The 16,188-nt window shown below is 36.8% G+C and carries 23 protein-coding genes; 3 read left to right on the top strand and 20 right to left on the bottom strand.

Annotated features, from left to right (window positions below; genetic code table 11):
• Positions 1 to 204 precede the first annotated feature (204 nt).
• The 8 genes from ispA to accB form a co-directional block, all read right to left on the bottom strand.
• The gene (gene ispA, locus CQZ94_RS05340; protein WP_105584551.1) at positions 205 to 1,098 is read right to left on the bottom strand and encodes a (2E,6E)-farnesyl diphosphate synthase; all 894 of its coding nucleotides are present in this window, start codon (positions 1,096 to 1,098) and stop codon (positions 205 to 207) included.
• The gene (gene xseB, locus CQZ94_RS05335) at positions 1,098 to 1,328 is read right to left on the bottom strand and encodes an exodeoxyribonuclease VII small subunit (RefSeq protein WP_000428422.1); all 231 of its coding nucleotides are present in this window, start codon (positions 1,326 to 1,328) and stop codon (positions 1,098 to 1,100) included. The genes ispA and xseB overlap by 1 nt, the downstream gene beginning before the upstream one ends.
• Entirely contained in the window at positions 1,318 to 2,676 is a 1,359-nt protein-coding gene (gene xseA, locus CQZ94_RS05330; protein ID WP_002122424.1) for an exodeoxyribonuclease VII large subunit, read from the bottom strand. The genes xseB and xseA overlap by 11 nt, the downstream gene beginning before the upstream one ends.
• Positions 2,677 to 2,702: 26 nt before the next feature.
• Complete coding sequence (folD, locus tag CQZ94_RS05325) at positions 2,703 to 3,563, bottom strand: bifunctional methylenetetrahydrofolate dehydrogenase/methenyltetrahydrofolate cyclohydrolase FolD (RefSeq protein ID WP_105584550.1); 861 nt, start codon at positions 3,561 to 3,563, stop codon at positions 2,703 to 2,705.
• Between the two features lie 23 nt (positions 3,564 to 3,586).
• Entirely contained in the window at positions 3,587 to 3,979 is a 393-nt protein-coding gene (nusB, locus tag CQZ94_RS05320; RefSeq protein ID WP_002067080.1) for a N utilization substance protein NusB, read from the bottom strand.
• A gap of 349 nt (positions 3,980 to 4,328) precedes the next feature.
• Positions 4,329 to 4,721, bottom strand: coding sequence for an Asp23/Gls24 family envelope stress response protein (locus CQZ94_RS05315; protein WP_000807630.1), 393 nt, complete (start codon positions 4,719 to 4,721; stop codon positions 4,329 to 4,331).
• Positions 4,722 to 4,743: 22 nt separating this feature from the next.
• Positions 4,744 to 6,096 carry an acetyl-CoA carboxylase biotin carboxylase subunit gene (accC, locus tag CQZ94_RS05310; protein ID WP_002122429.1) on the bottom strand — a complete coding sequence of 451 codons (1,353 nt, stop codon included), beginning with the start codon at positions 6,094 to 6,096 and terminating at the stop codon, positions 4,744 to 4,746.
• 16 nt (positions 6,097 to 6,112) lie between these two features.
• Positions 6,113 to 6,601: an acetyl-CoA carboxylase biotin carboxyl carrier protein gene (gene accB, locus CQZ94_RS05305; protein ID WP_002199386.1), complete on the bottom strand. Its 489-nt coding sequence runs from the start codon at positions 6,599 to 6,601 to the stop codon at positions 6,113 to 6,115.
• Positions 6,602 to 7,072: 471 nt separating this feature from the next.
• Here accB and CQZ94_RS05300 point away from each other — a divergent pair, with 471 nt between their 5' ends.
• On the top strand, positions 7,073 to 7,270 hold the full coding sequence (locus CQZ94_RS05300) for a DNA recombination protein RecO (protein ID WP_105584549.1): 198 nt from the start codon (positions 7,073 to 7,075) through the stop codon (positions 7,268 to 7,270).
• Positions 7,271 to 7,334: 64 nt separating this feature from the next.
• Here the strand turns inward: CQZ94_RS05300 and CQZ94_RS05295 are convergent, their stop codons facing one another.
• Genes CQZ94_RS05295 through CQZ94_RS05255 form a run of 9 tightly spaced genes read right to left on the bottom strand, consistent with a single transcriptional unit; the run spans position 7,335 to position 12,856 of the window.
• A complete protein-coding gene (locus tag CQZ94_RS05295; protein ID WP_105584548.1) occupies positions 7,335 to 7,991 on the bottom strand; it encodes a SpoIIIAH-like family protein in 657 nt (218 codons plus the stop codon).
• Positions 7,992 to 8,006: 15 nt separating this feature from the next.
• The gene (gene spoIIIAG, locus CQZ94_RS05290; protein WP_002088572.1) at positions 8,007 to 8,669 is read right to left on the bottom strand and encodes a stage III sporulation protein AG; all 663 of its coding nucleotides are present in this window, start codon (positions 8,667 to 8,669) and stop codon (positions 8,007 to 8,009) included.
• A complete protein-coding gene (gene spoIIIAF, locus CQZ94_RS05285) occupies positions 8,659 to 9,291 on the bottom strand; it encodes a stage III sporulation protein AF (RefSeq protein ID WP_002015059.1) in 633 nt (210 codons plus the stop codon). The genes spoIIIAG and spoIIIAF overlap by 11 nt, the downstream gene beginning before the upstream one ends.
• A gap of 12 nt (positions 9,292 to 9,303) precedes the next feature.
• Positions 9,304 to 10,476, bottom strand: a complete 1,173-nt coding sequence (spoIIIAE, locus tag CQZ94_RS05280) for a stage III sporulation protein AE (protein WP_105584547.1) — start codon at positions 10,474 to 10,476, stop codon at positions 9,304 to 9,306.
• A gap of 10 nt (positions 10,477 to 10,486) precedes the next feature.
• A complete protein-coding gene (gene spoIIIAD / locus CQZ94_RS05275; RefSeq protein WP_078172833.1) occupies positions 10,487 to 10,870 on the bottom strand; it encodes a stage III sporulation protein AD in 384 nt (127 codons plus the stop codon).
• Between the two features lie 23 nt (positions 10,871 to 10,893).
• Positions 10,894 to 11,097: a stage III sporulation protein AC gene (gene spoIIIAC / locus CQZ94_RS05270; protein ID WP_000020914.1), complete on the bottom strand. Its 204-nt coding sequence runs from the start codon at positions 11,095 to 11,097 to the stop codon at positions 10,894 to 10,896.
• 14 nt (positions 11,098 to 11,111) lie between these two features.
• Positions 11,112 to 11,627, bottom strand: coding sequence for a stage III sporulation protein SpoIIIAB (spoIIIAB, locus tag CQZ94_RS05265; RefSeq protein WP_002088574.1), 516 nt, complete (start codon positions 11,625 to 11,627; stop codon positions 11,112 to 11,114).
• The gene (spoIIIAA, locus tag CQZ94_RS05260) at positions 11,621 to 12,547 is read right to left on the bottom strand and encodes a stage III sporulation protein AA (protein WP_105584546.1); all 927 of its coding nucleotides are present in this window, start codon (positions 12,545 to 12,547) and stop codon (positions 11,621 to 11,623) included. Before spoIIIAA ends, spoIIIAB begins: the two co-directional genes overlap by 7 nt.
• Positions 12,548 to 12,574: 27 nt before the next feature.
• A complete protein-coding gene (locus CQZ94_RS05255) occupies positions 12,575 to 12,856 on the bottom strand; it encodes a YqhV family protein (RefSeq protein WP_000816054.1) in 282 nt (93 codons plus the stop codon).
• A 181-nt stretch (positions 12,857 to 13,037) separates the two neighbouring features.
• On the opposite strand from CQZ94_RS05255, the gene CQZ94_RS05250 reads away from it, so the two are divergent.
• A complete protein-coding gene (locus CQZ94_RS05250) occupies positions 13,038 to 13,616 on the top strand; it encodes a GNAT family N-acetyltransferase (protein ID WP_105584545.1) in 579 nt (192 codons plus the stop codon).
• Positions 13,597 to 13,917: a hypothetical protein gene (locus CQZ94_RS05245; protein ID WP_105584544.1), complete on the top strand. Its 321-nt coding sequence runs from the start codon at positions 13,597 to 13,599 to the stop codon at positions 13,915 to 13,917. The genes CQZ94_RS05250 and CQZ94_RS05245 overlap by 20 nt, the downstream gene beginning before the upstream one ends.
• Before the next feature lie 184 nt (positions 13,918 to 14,101).
• Here CQZ94_RS05245 and efp read toward each other — a convergent pair whose 3' ends face one another.
• From efp to aroQ, 3 genes are read right to left on the bottom strand one after another with little or no spacing between them, the layout of a single operon-like run.
• A complete protein-coding gene (gene efp, locus CQZ94_RS05240) occupies positions 14,102 to 14,659 on the bottom strand; it encodes an elongation factor P (protein ID WP_105584543.1) in 558 nt (185 codons plus the stop codon).
• A gap of 21 nt (positions 14,660 to 14,680) precedes the next feature.
• Positions 14,681 to 15,742 (bottom strand): Xaa-Pro dipeptidase, encoded by a 1,062-nt coding sequence (pepQ, locus tag CQZ94_RS05235; RefSeq protein WP_105584542.1) that lies wholly within the window; start codon positions 15,740 to 15,742, stop codon positions 14,681 to 14,683.
• Between the two features lie 4 nt (positions 15,743 to 15,746).
• A complete protein-coding gene (aroQ, locus tag CQZ94_RS05230; RefSeq protein WP_105584541.1) occupies positions 15,747 to 16,187 on the bottom strand; it encodes a type II 3-dehydroquinate dehydratase in 441 nt (146 codons plus the stop codon).
• Between the last annotated feature and the right edge of the window lies 1 nt (position 16,188).

Here is a 16,188-nt window from a genome sequence, read left to right as displayed (position 1 = left end):
TGCTTTCAGAAAACACTTCCATTTTTTCACTTATCATATTATACATCATATTTCTTTACGTGATGAAAAAAACAGCCGCTAACACGAAGTGATAACGGCAATGTAATCTACATATATTTTTGCCAATAACAAGAAAAGAAAAACCTTTTCCTACATTTATATCATAAAATGATGAATGACTCAACAAATGAAAACGCTGTTATATTAGTTATTACGTTTTGCGATTAAATCACAAATTGATAGTAAATATTCATCTTGTAATTGTAAGGAGCTAATAGAATCTTTTGCTTTTGCAATTTTCTCCTCTAAAATAGATTTTGCTCTATCTACAGTAAATAACGTCGTATATGTGCTCTTTTCATTGGAAGCATCACTACCAATCGGTTTTCCAATCTCTTCTTCTGTTCCTTCTACATCCAAAATATCATCTCTAATTTGGAAAGCTAGACCGATATATTTCGCAAATGCAAGTAACTTCTCTTCTTGCTCTTCTGTAGCATCAGAAAGTATCGCTCCTGCAAGTACAGCAAACTCAAGCAGTTTACCTGTCTTATGCTTATGGATGTACTCTAATTTATTAATTGTAAGTCGTTTTCCTTCAGCTTCCATATCTGCCACTTGTCCAGCAACCATTCCTTCAGGTCCTGCTGCTTTCGCAAGCTCAAGTACAAGTCTTACTTTTTTTTCAGCAGAGATTTCTTTTTGCTCATATGCCATAATAACTTGAAAAGCATATGTCAACAAACCATCTCCTGCTAAAACTGCCATTGCTTCACCAAATACTTTATGATTTGTAGGCATTCCTCGTCTTAGATCATCATCATCCATACAAGGTAAATCATCATGAATTAACGAATATGTATGAATCATTTCAAGGGCACAAGCTGCACCCACTCCAAGATTTCTTTCTTTCCCAAACGCTTGTAACGTTGCAAATAAAAGTAACGGGCGGAGACGTTTCCCACCCGCTTCCAAAGAATATGCCATCGCTTCACGAAGCACATTTGGACATTGTAATTCATTTGCATAGCTTACAAGCTTTTCTTCTACGAAAGTTTTACTCTCTTTCAAAAAAGCATCAAAAGCTATATGTGTCACTATGCTTCATCTCCTAAAGCAGTAAACGGTTTAAGCTCTCCATCTTCCCCAAGGATAACTGCCATTTGTTCTTGTACATCTTTCAATTTCTCATCACAAAGCTTAGATAATTCCATGCCTTCCTTAAAGTAAGAAATCGCTTCCTCTAAAGGTACATCACCTTGTTCAAGCTTAGAAACGAGATGCTCAAGCTGCGAAATTGCTTCTTCAAAGCTTAACTTATTTTCCATTATTCAATTCACGCTCCTCTATGCTTGATACGCTACAATCTAGTATTCCATCTTGTAATTGAACCGAAACAGCATCTCCAAGGCTAACATCTTTCACGCTTTTTAATACTTGTTTCTCTTCATCGTATACAAGCCCATACCCTCTCATCATTACTTTAAGCGGGCTTAATACCTCAAGCTTTTGAGCCGCTCTCACAAATACGAACTCCTTCGTTTGAAGTAATGTTTGCATTTCACGTTGCAACTGCTTTTGCAACGTTTCAATTGCCGTTTTCGTTTGTATAATTTTTTGAGATGGGTGGTGCTTTTCTAAATAAAATGAAAGTTGCTTTAATTGATTTACTTTTTTATCTATATAACGCTCTTTCGCTAAAACAAGTTGTTCAAGAGCCCTGTCTAACTGCTCTTCTTTTTGCTCGTACACTTGCCTTGGATAACGGAACGCGTAAGATTTTTGTAACACTTGCAGTTTTTCTTCTTTTTTATGTACTCTCTCTCTCATTGCTCTTTGCAATCTCAGAGTTCTTTGTAATACCTTTTCTTGTAACTCTATAGTATTAGGTACCGCCAGCTCAGCTGCTGCAGTCGGTGTTGGTGCACGTAAATCCGCGACAAAATCTGCGATTGTAAAATCTGTTTCATGGCCTACAGCCGAAATAATCGGAATCTCACTTGTAAAAATTGCTCTTGCAACTACTTCCTCATTAAAGGCCCATAATTCTTCAATAGAGCCTCCACCACGTCCAACAATTAAAACATCAATATCTCCCATTTCATTCGCTGTACGAATTGCTTGTACAATCGAGGGAGCTGCTGACTCCCCTTGTACAAGTACAGGAAACACAATAACATTTCCAATTGGATAACGACGTTTAATTGTTGTTATAATATCGCGAATTGCTGCTCCTGTTGGCGACGTGATTACACCTATTGTTTTAGCATACGGAGGAATTATTTTTTTATAAACTTGAGAAAACAAGCCCTCTTCCTCTAAACGAACTTTTAATTGCTCATAAGCTAAATGTAAGTTTCCAATTCCATCAGGCTGCATGTCTTGAATATAAATTTGATAAGAACCACTCGCCTCGTAAACAGAAATCTTTCCTTTTACAAGTACTTTCATTCCATTTTCCGGTCTGAATTTAATGTTACGATTATGACCCGCAAACATAACCGCTGCAATTCTTGCATTTTCATCTTTCAATGTAAAATACATATGACCACGACTATGATATTTAAAGTTGGAAATTTCTCCTTTTAACCAAACAGACTGTAAATGCGGATCATACTCTATTTTTGTTTTAATATAGCGTGTTAATGCTGTAACGGTTAAATATTGTTTCTCCATTTCTCTCTCCTCATAGCCGATTCAAATTATTGACAAACAACACCTGCACGCTTTGCAGACTCCACAGTGTTGTGAAGAAGCATTGTAATAGTCATTGGGCCGACCCCTTTTGGCACAGGCGTAATGTAACCTGCAACGTCTAATACATTGTCAAAATCAACATCACCACAAAGTTTGCCTGTTTCTAAACGGTTAACACCAACATCAATTACAACCGCACCTTCTTTAATATAGTCAGCTGTTACCATTTTCGGTCGTCCAACGGCTACGATTAAAATATCAGCTAACTTCGATAATTCTTTTATATTTTGCGTCTTAGAATGACAATATGTGACAGTTGCATTTTCATTTAAAAACAGTTGTCCCACTGGTTTACCAACAATATTACTTCTTCCAATTACAACAACATGCTTTCCAGAAATATCAAGATTCGTTTCTTTTACTAATTCTAAAATGCCATGCGGTGTACATGGAAGGAATGTGTCTTGTCCCGTCATCATACGTCCTACGCTGATTGGGTGAAATCCATCTACATCCTTTTCCGGTGAAATTCTTTCAATGATAGCTTTTTCTTCAATATGTTTTGGTAAAGGTAATTGTACCAATATGCCATTAATGCGGTCGTCTCCATTTAAGCGATCGATTTCAGCAACCAAACGCTCCTCAGTAATCGTTTCAGGAAGTTCAATTAGCTCTGAATAGATTCCCACTTGCTCACAGCCTTTTTCTTTTCCTTTTACATAAGAACGCGATGCTGGATCTTCTCCAACTAAAATAACTGCTAATCCTGGTACAATCCCTTGCTCTTTTAACTTCACAACTTCTTCTTTTAATTGTGCTCGTTTTTTCTCCGCAACTTCATTTCCTTTGATGATTACTGCTACCATTTTAAGTTTCCCCCTTAAAGAAATTACAGTGTATCTTTTATATTAGATAAAACGCCGTTAATAAAACGACGAGATTCCTCATCCCCAAATGTTTTTGCGATTTCAATTGCTTCGTTAATTGTTACATTGTGCGGAATTTCTTCCATGTATTTCATCTCACACACAGCTACACGTAAAATACTGCGATCAACAATACTAATACGTTCCAACTTCCACTTTTTTAAATTTTGACGAATTGCTGCGTCAATCTCTTCTTTGTTGTCTACAAATCCTACAACAAGTGATTCTAGAAACTCATTTGTTTCTTCACCTTCATCTAGCGTATTTTCCACCGCTACTTTCGGTTCTAATTCTCCTGTAATATCCATTTGATATAATGCTTGCATTGCTCTTTCTCTAGCCGTCCTACGTTTCATTGTAACTCTCCTTTATACTTCAAGTCTTTCCTTATGCTTTGTTATATTATTATAATTTATAAGCCGTCAATTCACTTACTCTTGCAGTTTTCATTGATTTTCCAACCTTATAATACAATGATAATAACACAATTTATCGTTTCACACACGGGGTACAAGGCTGAAAAATAATAAAAAGATTAACTTCAAGTTCCATATCTTATCACAATGTACGTTTTTTGGAAAAATGAAACATTCTCTTTTATGTTTCTCATTTTTTGAAATAGTATAATAATTAGAGGGTTTTAATTTGTGAAGAAATGAAACGATAAAAAAGATGCCTATTTTACTAGGCACCTTTTTTTCACCCTTACACTGGTTCGATTTCTGTTTTTTGTGTTTCGAATGTTACGCCAACGATGTGAACGTTCACTTCTTTTGGCTCAAGTCCTGTCATTGTAAAGAGCGCTTGGCGAATATTGTCTTGAATTTTTTGTGCAACAACCGGAATTGCTACACCAAAATACATCACAACATAAAGGTCAACAATAATATCTTCGTTTGCTAATTCAACCTTTACACCTTTACCATGATTTTTCTTACCTAACTTCTCAACAACATCTGTAGCAAAATTACCACGCATTGCCGCTACACCTTCTACTTCAGCAGCTGCAATACCTGCAATTACTTCGATTACTTCTGGTGCAATTTCTACTTTTCCAAGAGTTGTATCTTGACCCATATCTAACATATGTTCAGCCATGAAAAAAACCTCCTTTAATGTATCACTGCGTCACAAGTTCATGCTCTTCCAAAAATTTCGTGTTAAACTCACCTTTTACAAAATCAGGATGATCTAGCAATTGCAAATGGAACGGGATTGTTGTATGTACGCCTTCAATGACAAACTCACTGAGCGCTCGCTTCATTTTTGCAATTGCCTCTTCACGTGTTTTTCCGTGAACAATTAATTTAGCAACCATCGAATCATAGAAAGGTGGTATTGAATATCCCGGATATACAGCTGAATCGACGCGAATACCAAATCCGCCTGGTGGTAAGTACATTTCTACTTTACCTGGAGATGGCATAAATTTTTTGGCAGGGTTTTCCGCATTAATTCGACATTCCATTGCCCAACCATTAAATTGTACTTCTTCTTGCTGTAACGATAACTTTTCTCCAGAAGCAACAAGAATTTGTTCTTTAATTAAATCCATCCCTGTTACCATTTCAGTAACCGGATGTTCAACTTGGATTCTCGTATTCATCTCCATGAAATAAAAGCTTTTCGTTTTATATTCATAAATAAACTCAACCGTACCAGCACCTGTATAATCAACCGCTACCGCCGCTTTAACTGCTGCGTCACCCATTTGCTTGCGAATATTCTCATCAAGTGCAGGTGATGGACTTTCTTCTAATAGTTTTTGCAGACGGCGCTGAATTGTACAATCACGCTCTCCTAAATGAATGGCATTTCCATGTGTATCTGCCATTATTTGAATCTCAACATGGCGGAAATCTTCAACGTACTTCTCCAAGTATACACCAGGGTTCCCGAAAGCGGTACTGGCTTCTTGCTGTGTAATTTGAATTCCTTTTACAAGCTCTTCTTCATGGCGCGCAACTCGAATACCTTTTCCGCCGCCACCTGCAGTCGCTTTAATGATAACGGGATATCCAATTTGATTAGCAAGCTCGATCGCTTCTTCGGTATTTTTAATAATCCCTTGTGAACCTGGTACAATCGGAACCCCTGCTTCTTTCATTGTATCACGTGCAACGTCTTTTGTGCCCATCTTTGAAATCGCTTCTGGGCTTGGACCGATAAAAATCAAGTTACACTCTCGGCATAATTCTGCAAAATCTGCATTCTCTGCTAAAAATCCATAGCCCGGATGAATTGCATCACAACCTGTTAATTTCGCAACACTAATAATGTTCGTCAAATTTAAATAGCTTTCTTTTGAAATCGTTGGTCCAACACAATACGCTTCATCTGCAATTTGCACATGAAGTGACTCTTTGTCTGCTTCTGAATAAATTGCAACTGTTTCAATATCCATTTCTTTACAAGCACGAATAATTCGTACAGCTATTTCCCCACGATTGGCTATTAATACTTTTTTTATCATCACAAAGACTCCCTTATTACGCTTTTACAAGAAATAGCGGTTGTCCATACTCAACAAGCTGTCCGTTATTAACAAGAATTTCAACAATTTCGCCCTCTACATCTGCGTCAATTTCGTTAAATAATTTCATAGCTTCAACAATACATACGATAGAATCTTTCGATACTCTGTCCCCAACACTTACATATTGAGGTGTATCAGGCGAAGAAGAGGAATAAAATGTCCCTACCATCGGTGATGTGATTTTATGTAGGTTTTCATTTTGAACAGCTTTCTTCTCTTCTTGTTTTTGCACTTCTACTTGCGCTGCCGCTACTGTTGTTTCTACTTCAACAGATGCTGCTGGTTGTACTACCTGTTTCGTTACCGGTGCTTGCACAGCAACAACTTCATTACCACGTTTTTTCATTTTGATTGTTGTACCGTCTTTTTTGTATTCAAATTCATCAATATTAGAGCTATCAATTAATTTAATTAATTCACGAACTTCTTGAATTTTAAACATGTAAAATCCACTCCCATACTCTTGTTTGTCCCGTTTTTACAGATTGGCATCAAACTGATTTACTGTAAAAATACGATGTATTCTATTAGAAAATTTATTCCTATGACATTTACTAATAGAAATATTTACTATTTCCATCTTACGCTAAATTTTTTAAACATTCCAATTTATATTTCTCTATTATAAATCGAAATTCCTGTAAAAATATTATTCCACCAAAAAATTATTACCTAGTAATAATACCAAGTTTCACACAAAATTGGCAAGACCACTTCCTAAAAAACATTCTTTACTTTTTCAAAACTGTAAAGTGTAAAAACGTAATTCCCTCAGCATTCTTCATTTTATCTACGTTGAAAAAACATATTTTTACCAAATATTATTTTTTTGTTTACGTGCCGTTCATTCTTCCTTCATAAAAGAATAGTATGTTCAAAGTGTAGAAAATTTATTGTAGTGAGGTGCGGACATATGATATGGCTCATCCTGTTCTTGCCTGCCGTAGTGATTTGGGCATTGGTCCTCTTCATTCACGTCAAATCTGGAAAAAGTAATCACCATCATCATGAACCATTAATCTTTTACTCACAGCGTATTTCCCCGTTTCCAATTGAAAATACTAAATACAACTGCAAAGATGAAATAGAAAAAAGCTATCGAAAACGATAGCTTTTTTCTATTATTCTTTTATCTAATTTGACGCAAAAACACCCATTATAATGAATATACCACTTTATTTTACTGATGGATCAAATTTCACACCTACATCTTTTGAACCACCTTCACTTCTTACGAGCTGAATAATTTTATTCGCTTCTTTTTGTGAATGCTTTGCCGATTTAACCGTTACTTTAATGTCCGTTCCATCAGCTCTTACAAGAGCATCCTTATATCCACCTTGAGATTTAATCACTGTCTCAAGTAATTGTTGCTTCGTTTCCATTGTAGTGATTGCATCCAGATTATCTTTCGCTTTACTCTTTTCTACTGCTGAAGATTTTGATGACTTCATTACATTTTGTAACTTTTCTTTCTCTACACTACGCTGATCTTCCATTTGCATACGTAACGCTGTGAAATTCTCATCGCTTGATTGAACTGTTACGCTAGCCTCTTTTTTACTTGTTTCTTTTTTGTCATTCTCTTTTTTGTCTGTTTCTTTATTTGTAGTTTCCTTGCTTGTATTTTCTTTTGTTGTCTCTTTATTTGTAGTTTCTTTCGTTGTTTCTTTTGTAACTGCTTTATCAGCACCTTGCTTTTCTTGTCCCATCTTTTCACTCGTTGCCGGTGCTGCTGTATTCATTTTATCAGGAGTTGTTACGTAATAAACAGATAGTACAACCACTAAACTTAACATCGTTAATAGCCAAACCGTTTGTTTTTTTAACACTTTATTTCCTCCCTATCAATTTTTCGGTGATACTGAAACGCGATGAGCTGGTACATCTAATAATCGCGTCACAGCTTCTTTTACCATTGCTTTTATTTGTATATTATCCACTCCCTTTGCTACGACCAGAACACCCCGTACTTTCGGTTTCTCTGTTCGCAAAACAATTGGAGTTTCTTTATCACCTTCACGTATAATGACTGTCTTTTCATCAAGAGACTCGTCTTCTACTTCCCTTTTACCGCCTGCTTTATCAGTTTCACCTGTCGTTTGTGAACGTTTTACTGTATTTTTCTCGAGTATTTTTTCTTCAGATGAATCTAAGTTCACTTTAATAGTTACGTCTTTTACTCCGGCTATCTCTTCTAAAGAAGCTTTCAATTCTTGTTCATACGCTTTTTCGTATTTTTCTACATTTGACATATTATCATTGTTTTTTTGACCGAAAGTTGGTACATCTTTATCCTGGCTTTGACTTGTCTTTTCTTTAAACACAGGCACTTCTTCTTTTTTAGGTGATAAGAAATTACTAGAAAACATAAGCGCAATTCCAAGTATGAGTAGGACAAGCAAAAACTTAGGTGTTACCTTTTTCCCCTTCTCATTACTTTCTTTTCCATCCCCATTTAATAGGTTTCGAAAAAATGAGAACCTCGAATTTTTATCTTTATTGTCCATTTACGCTACCTGTCCTCCCTTCCATCTGAACTTGGATTTGTTTATCCTCTAGTTGCCACCTGCTTGAAAAGAAATCTTTCATTTCTACATTCGTTTCTTCTATTTTTTTTGGAGGTTCTTTCATATTAATTTCAATTGGCTTTACTGTTTCGATTGCATCATTTTTACTGCGTTCTTTTTCTTTCAACGTCACAACAACAGATTGAATATCTTTCGCTGACTTTACTTCTTCTGCATGTTCCACTGCAACTATTTGTATTTCAGAGACTGTCATACCATACTTTTTCTCAAACTCTTTTCCCACGTCTTTTTTCATTTTGGTAGCCATCTCTTCTAAACTATATGCACGTGTTAGAGCTTGTATTTCTTTTTTCTTCGAATCTATCGAATTTTTTACAGATCCATCTGCTACGTACTTTTCTTCATTGAAATTTGCGATAACTTCATTTACATCTGTTTGTAATAACTTAAATAGAGGCGTTAAAATTAATACGACTAACAGTAGACTTACAACGAATTTAACGTACTTTTGCAAATTTGAATTTGGAAGAATAAGATGAAGCATTGTCGCTAAGAGTAAAAAAACGATAATATTTCTAATCCACTCTGTAACAAATTGCACACTCTTCACCTCCTACCGCATCATGAGAGTAATGTTCCCGGCAGCAATAATAATTGTGATACTTAAAAAGAACATAAATGATACGATAGCTAAGCAAGCAAATACGTAAATGATACTTCGTCCAATGATATCTAAACATTGAATAATTGCTCCTCCGCCTACTGGTTGCAATACTGCTGCTGCGAATTTATAAATAAACGCGATACAAAAAATTTGAATCGCTGGGAAAGCGACAATTAAGCATAAAATAACGAGCCCGATAATTCCCACTGTGTTTTTTAATAATCCAGATGCACTAATAACAGTATCCGCTGCCTCAGTAAACATCCTTCCTACTACAGGAATGAAGTTTCCTGTTACAAATTTAGCCGTTTTCACAGCTATCCCATCAGCAACGGCTGACGCTGTTCCCTGTACAGATAATACGCCTAAAAAAATCGTCAAAAAGATACCAATAATCCCAACACTAACGTTTTGCAAAAGCTTGGACAATTTCGTAACTTTATATTGATCACTCATCGTGCTTACAATACTTAATATAGTTGCAAGTAATAAAAGTGGTAAAACGATATAGTTCATAAGAAGCCCACTCGTATTCATTAAGAAAATGATGATTGGGTGAAAAAACGATACAGAAACAACACCGCCGCCTGTTGCTATGAGTGCAAGTAATATTGGTAATAACGCTAGTATGAAATCTACCATTGTTTGTATCGTCTCTCTTGCATATGTCATGACGACATAAAAACTATTTAAAGCGAAAATAATAAGTACCATGTATACGACTGCATCAGCGATTTTACCCACGCTACTCTTTGAAAAAGCAGATTGCAACGATTGCAACAATGCACTGAAAATCGTTAGCATAATGAGCGTTCCAAGTAACTTTCCATTTGCAACAAGCTCGTGAAATAAATATTTTAGTAGACCTATCATCCACTCTTTTATGGAGAACTCTTTTTCTCCCTTTACAAACTCCATAAAGCTTCCTTTTTGACTCTCTGGTAAATAGCCTCCATACTTTGTAACAAGCCCGTCCCAAAATTGCTTCACATCTTCAATTCCGAGCTTATCCAATTGTTGATCAACGACGTTTGTTTCTATAGGAGAAGCTTGTACAACAATCGGTAAAGAAAAGAAAAGGAAGCAAGCAAATAATAGCTTAGCTCCAAACTTCCTCAACATTCACTCCCCCTTATCCCGTAGGTAAAAAACCGAGAATTGTTTCAATTACAACCGTCAAAATAGGAATTGCCATGACGAGAATTAAGATTTTCCCAGCTAATTCAATTTTCGAAGCGATTGCACCTTGACCAGCATCCTTTGTAATTTGCGCACCAAACTCAGCGATATAAGCAATCCCTATAATTTTCAATAACGTTTCTACATATACGTTGCTAACCTTCGCTTCACTCGCCACTCTCTCAATCATTTGTAAAATAGAATGAATTTGATCGATTAAGAGAAGAAACATCATGCTACCAATGAACACAATAAATAACGATGTAATACTAGACTTATGCTGATTTAAAACAGCAGCTAAAAATGTAGCAACGAGGCCTAATCCGACAATTTGTATAATTTCGATTCGAACCGCCTCCTTTACTGAAAGAGAAAGACACTTTTAATCTTGTCGAATAGAGTATTAATTAAAAATGCAACATGAAACAAAATAACGACAAAACCGACAAGGATAACCCAATTTGCAATATCCTCTCGCTTTAATTCTTTTAGTACAGTATGAATGAAAGCTAAAACAATGCCGATTCCGGCGATTTGAAATATTAATCCAACATCAATGGACATCGCCTTTCTCCCCCCTATAGCAGTAAAATTACGATAAGTAGCCCTGCTAGTACCCCTAAACTCTTTATCATTTTTTCATATTGTAGTTGTAATGCTTTCGCTTCTCCTTCTTCTCTCTCCAAATGTGTAATACATAAGCGAATATGTTTTTGCTGTGATTCACGATCATGTTGTCCAAGTGTTTCACCAAATTGTTGTAGTATTTCATACTCGGTTTGTTTAAATGCCGTTAACGTCCAGTTCTCCTTCAAACTATCAATCCAAGCTTCTCTAACTGTTTGCTCCCCGTCCTCTAGCCGTTTCGAAAAGCTTTGAAATATCCAATTTAACGGCTTCGGCATTTGTTTGACTAAACGCTCTGCAGCCTCAGATAACGGCGTGTGTCCATACATAATTTCAGCTTCTAATGATTGCAATGCAGCCTTCAATAACCTAAGCTGCCGCGGTCTCTCACTGTACCTTTTAGCGTATGAAAATCCGAAAAAGGTGCTGACCGCAACTATTAATACCGCACCAAATATTTTCACCATACGCCTTGAGCCTTTCTATGCGGTAATACTGGCTTGCCATATTTATCTTTCACTTGCATAACCGTTCCTGGTCCTCTCGCCTTTGACAATTCCACAAACCTATCAAATACACCAAGTTCCAACACCGCCTGCAGCGATGGACGTTTCACAACATCATCATAAGAAAATCCGTGTGCACTTATAAAAAGCTGAACGCCTGCATGCACCGCCTCCATAATCGCTTCACTATCTTCTTTACGTCCAATTTCATCTACGATCAAAATATCTGGGCTCATAGAACGAATCATCATCATCATTCCTTCAGCTTTTGGGCAAGCGTCTAATACATCTACTCGCACGCCAAAGTCATATTGCGGGATTCCTTTCACACAGCCCGCAATTTCTGATCGTTCATCAACAATCCCCACTTTACATGAAGGAATTTTCGAAGCACTTACTCCTTGACTCATACAGCGTGCTACATCTCTTAAAAGTGTTGTTTTCCCAGTTTGCGGTGGGCCAATTACCATCGTGTTTAACCATCGTGATTCATAAAGATATGGCAGAAGCGGCTCAGCAATCCCTATTTTTTGACGGGCAATACGAATATTAAAAGAAGAGACATCTCGAATCATTTTCACTTCACTTTTTTCTGTAATGACTTTTCCCGCCAGGCCAATTCTATGTCCCCCTCGTAATGTCACATATCCACGTTTCAATTCTTCTTCCATCGTGTAAATTGAGAATTGACTTAATTTATTCAATAAATGGATTGCATCTTCCGCTGTAGCAATATAGTCATAAAAAAACACTTCTCCATGCGCAATACACTCTAGCGGTCTTCCAATTCGAACACGAATTTCCTCTAAAGTATCGTATTGCTTACAACCTTCCACTAACTGTTTCATCGTTTTCGGTAAAACTTCTAATACTTCTTTCATATGCTTCTCCCCACTATACTCGACTTACTATTTCAACAACGCGATAAAAATACAGCCGATTCCAAGTGCTAGAAAAAAGAGTTTCAAGAAAGAAATCTCACTTGCTACACTCGCTATGCCAATTGTCATTGTTAAAATTAATACGGTCGGTCCAACAAACGCCAACATACCATTTATAAACAATGCTTTCTTCGCATCATTCACGTAAAGCATAAGCAAAGCGGCGAATATTTCCGCGCTACCTGAAAACAACCGAAGTAACCCCATCACAAGCACGGATGTTTCCATTGCCGCTAGCCACTGTTTCATTCTCCCACCTTCTCCCGTAACAGTTACTATTTCCTTATTCTGAAAAAGAATATATTTGTACAACCATATGCAGGGGTTGTCTATTTCAGAAGTAAAAACATAATTTTTCTCTATCGACTTTATTAAGATCTGAATATTCTCATTAATTTATGATATATTTAATAGAAAAGGAGCATAGACGATGAAGCAAGTTACTTTATTACCGCTCGATTTACGATATGCAAATGTGATTTTTGAACTATCAAGCAATCCACATGTAAAAAATGCATTGGGGATAAAAGTAGAATCAGTGGAAGATACAAAGGCATTCATTCTTTTTGCAATTGGAGAGGAACGAAAAAAACACTCCTTATCAAGAGTGATTGTAAGTGAGGAAAATGAAATAATTGGCCTCACGACACTTAAACATATTAATTACGAACAAAAGCACTCACATATTGGAAGTTGGCTCGGCTATCAATATTGGGGAAGAGGATATAACGAAGCTGCTAAAAAAGAGATCTTTAAAATCGCTTTTTTAGACTTGCAACTTACATACGTATTTGCCGGTGCTAAAACGAATAACATTCGCTCTTTAAAAGCACAAGAGAAACTACCTTACATTTCATTACATGTGGAAAAACAATTTCCAGACGAACATGTCGCTTTGGAGAAAGAAGTAAAATCACCTTGCGTACTGCATGTTGTATCATGCGAAAAATTTTCAAATTGGTTGGAAGTACAAAATGAGGGGGGAAAATATGAAGGGATTGAAAATTAGTTTAACAATTGTAGTAGAATTAGCTATTATTTATCTTTTTTCAAAAATGGTCGGCTGGTCATTTATGGAGAGCTTTTTCCTTGGCAGTCTAGCAATATTTGCAATTACGTGGTTAATTATTATGAGTAACTTTAGAAATAACAATATGGATCATGTAACGAATAAAACTTTTACCGGTGTTGGAACTGGTGAAATACGCCCGTTTCAAATTGTTTTGACTCCATATATTATGGGTACCCTTTCACTCGTCACAGTTAGTTTTGTTATAACCGCAATTTACTATCTTCCCTATTTCCTATAAAGTGAAACTATAATCAGTGTGGGGGCATCCCCCCACTGATTATTAGTTGAACCAATCGGGCGTTTACGGGCAGTTTATCTCCCACCTAACTTCTTTGCTCCAGCCGAATTTTGAGGTGGGAGTTTTACTGCCCGCAAATAGCGGGATAAAAAAAGCACTCGTGATAATCACGAGTGCTTTTCTACTATGCACGAGAAACGTATTTACCTTCACCAGTGTTGATGATAAGCATTTCGCTTTCGTTGATGAAGATTGGTACTTGTACAACAAGACCAGTTTCTAATGTAGCTGGTTTTGTTACGTTAGAAGCTGTGTCACCTTTAATACCTGGCTCTGTTTCTGATACTTTTAATTCAACTGTGTTCGGAAGTTCAACACCAAGTACTTCATCTTGGTATGTCATAATAGATACTCCCATGTTTTCTTTTAAGAATTTTAATTCGCGCTCGATTTGGTTTTCGCCAAGTTCGATTTGCTCATAAGTTTCGTTATCCATAAATACGTGAGACTCACCGCTCGCGTATAAGTATTGCATACGACGGTTTTCGATGTGTGCTTTTTCTACTTTTTCACCTGCACGGAATGTTTTCTCTTGAACAGATCCTGTGCGAAGGTTACGTAGTTTAGAGCGAACGAATGCAGCACCTTTACCTGGCTTTACGTGTTGGAAATCCATTACTTGCCAAAGGGCATTGTCCACTGAAATTGTTAAACCTGTACGAAAATCGTTTACTGAAATCATGTAAAAAAATCCTCCTGTGTATTACAAAATAATAAGTTCTTTTGGTGATTTCGTTATTACTTCATTACCTTCACTTGTTACAATGATATCATCTTCAATACGTACCCCGCCAACACCTGGAATATAAATACCTGGTTCTACTGTTACAGCCATACCTGGTTCAAGTACTGTATCAGAACGGAACGCTAAACCTGGTGCTTCATGGATTTCAAGACCGATTCCATGACCAGTAGAGTGTCCGAAGTATTCACCATATCCTTTTTCCGTTATGTAATCACGCGTTAATGCATCAGCCTCACGACCCGTTAAACCAGCTTTAATACCGTTCACACCACGTAGTTGTGCTTCTAAAACGATATTATAAATTTCTTTTAATTTATCAGATGGTTCACCGACTGCAATCGTACGAGTAATATCAGAGCAATATCCTTTGTAATAAGCGCCGAAGTCTAATGTAACGAAATCTCCTTTTTCTATCACTTTTTCAGATGCCACGCCGTGCGGTAATGCCGAACGAAGACCTGAAGCAACGATAATATCAAACGAAGAAGATGTTGCTCCTTGTTTTCTCATGAAAAATTCAAGTTCATTTGACACTTCAATTTCAGATACTCCCGGGCGAATGAATGATAGAATATGCTCAAAGGCAGCATCTGCAATCTGTGCAGCTTCCTTTAATATCTTAATCTCTGAATCAGTCTTTATCAAGCGTAACTTTTCTACAAGCCCAGAAGTTGGGATGAATTCAGCTTCGATCGCTTCATTATGCGTTACGTAAGAGCTATATGTAAGAGTATCTTGCTCAAAGCCTAGCTTTTGAATTCCAAGTTCTTTAACTTGTTTCGCAACTTCATCAAGAATTAATCCTGAATGCTGCACTATTTCGTATCCAACCGCTTGTTTACTAGCTTGCTCTACATAACGGAAATCTGTAATAAATAGAGCACGCTCTTTTGAAATTAGTACAACACCAGCTGTTCCTGTGAAATTCGCCATATATCTACGGCTATGTTCATTCGTTAATACGATACCGTCAATACCAGCCTCATCAAACGCACTTCTTAATCTCTCGATCTTTTCCATTACTTTATGCCTCCCTCAATTTCTCCATTAATGCAAATAACGCTAGCTTATAACCATAAAAACCAAATCCAACAATTTGTCCCGCACAAACAGCCGCTGTCACAGATTCATGACGAAACGACTCACGCCCGTGAATGTTAGAAATATGTACTTCAATAACTGGAATCGAAACACTTGCGATAGCATCCCGAATCGCGTAGCTATAATGCGTAAATGCACCCGGATTTAGAATGATTCCTTCATATATGTCATCAGCCTCATGAATAATATCAATAATAGCTCCTTCATGATTCGATTGAAAACATTCTAACTCCACTCCCATTTTCTCTGCTTCTTGTTTCATATCTGTTTCAAGCGTCTCTAACGTTCCTTTTCCGTATACATTTACTTCCCTAACGCCAAGGCGATTTAGGTTAGGACCGTTTACGAGGAGTAACTTTTTCATT

It is taken from the genome of Bacillus sp. MYb209 (assembly GCF_002975175.1).
GTDB lineage: Bacteria > Bacillota > Bacilli > Bacillales > Bacillaceae_G > Bacillus_A.
The sequence above is the reverse complement of the archived record's forward strand: the minus strand, read 5'-3'. Positions and strand labels throughout refer to the sequence as shown.

Excerpts from the sequence above, each read along its gene's own strand:
- CQZ94_RS05300 (WP_105584549.1), top strand. The coding sequence starts at position 7,073 with ATGATATGGCTCATCCTGTTCTTGCCTGCCGTAGTGATTTGGGCATTG.
- CQZ94_RS05255 (WP_000816054.1), bottom strand. The coding sequence starts at position 12,856 with ATGAAACAGTGGCTAGCGGCAATGGAAACATCCGTGCTTGTGATGGGG.
- CQZ94_RS05315 (WP_000807630.1), bottom strand. The coding sequence starts at position 4,721 with ATGGCTGAACATATGTTAGATATGGGTCAAGATACAACTCTTGGAAAA.
- spoIIIAC (WP_000020914.1), bottom strand. The coding sequence starts at position 11,097 with ATGTCCATTGATGTTGGATTAATATTTCAAATCGCCGGAATCGGCATT.
- pepQ (WP_105584542.1), bottom strand. The coding sequence starts at position 15,742 with ATGGAAAAGATCGAGAGATTAAGAAGTGCGTTTGATGAGGCTGGTATT.
- accB (WP_002199386.1), bottom strand. The coding sequence starts at position 6,601 with ATGTTTAAAATTCAAGAAGTTCGTGAATTAATTAAATTAATTGATAGC.
- xseB (WP_000428422.1), bottom strand. The coding sequence starts at position 1,328 with ATGGAAAATAAGTTAAGCTTTGAAGAAGCAATTTCGCAGCTTGAGCAT.
- efp (WP_105584543.1), bottom strand. The coding sequence starts at position 14,659 with ATGATTTCAGTAAACGATTTTCGTACAGGTTTAACAATTTCAGTGGAC.
- spoIIIAA (WP_105584546.1), bottom strand. The coding sequence starts at position 12,547 with ATGAAAGAAGTATTAGAAGTTTTACCGAAAACGATGAAACAGTTAGTG.
- accC (WP_002122429.1), bottom strand. The coding sequence starts at position 6,096 with ATGATAAAAAAAGTATTAATAGCCAATCGTGGGGAAATAGCTGTACGA.
- nusB (WP_002067080.1), bottom strand. The coding sequence starts at position 3,979 with ATGAAACGTAGGACGGCTAGAGAAAGAGCAATGCAAGCATTATATCAA.
- spoIIIAG (WP_002088572.1), bottom strand. The coding sequence starts at position 8,669 with ATGGACAATAAAGATAAAAATTCGAGGTTCTCATTTTTTCGAAACCTA.
- folD (WP_105584550.1), bottom strand. The coding sequence starts at position 3,563 with ATGGTAGCAGTAATCATCAAAGGAAATGAAGTTGCGGAGAAAAAACGA.
- spoIIIAB (WP_002088574.1), bottom strand. The coding sequence starts at position 11,627 with ATGGTGAAAATATTTGGTGCGGTATTAATAGTTGCGGTCAGCACCTTT.
- CQZ94_RS05250 (WP_105584545.1), top strand. The coding sequence starts at position 13,038 with ATGAAGCAAGTTACTTTATTACCGCTCGATTTACGATATGCAAATGTG.
- aroQ (WP_105584541.1), bottom strand. The coding sequence starts at position 16,187 with ATGAAAAAGTTACTCCTCGTAAACGGTCCTAACCTAAATCGCCTTGGC.
- xseA (WP_002122424.1), bottom strand. The coding sequence starts at position 2,676 with ATGGAGAAACAATATTTAACCGTTACAGCATTAACACGCTATATTAAA.
- CQZ94_RS05245 (WP_105584544.1), top strand. The coding sequence starts at position 13,597 with ATGAAGGGATTGAAAATTAGTTTAACAATTGTAGTAGAATTAGCTATT.
- spoIIIAE (WP_105584547.1), bottom strand. The coding sequence starts at position 10,476 with ATGTTGAGGAAGTTTGGAGCTAAGCTATTATTTGCTTGCTTCCTTTTC.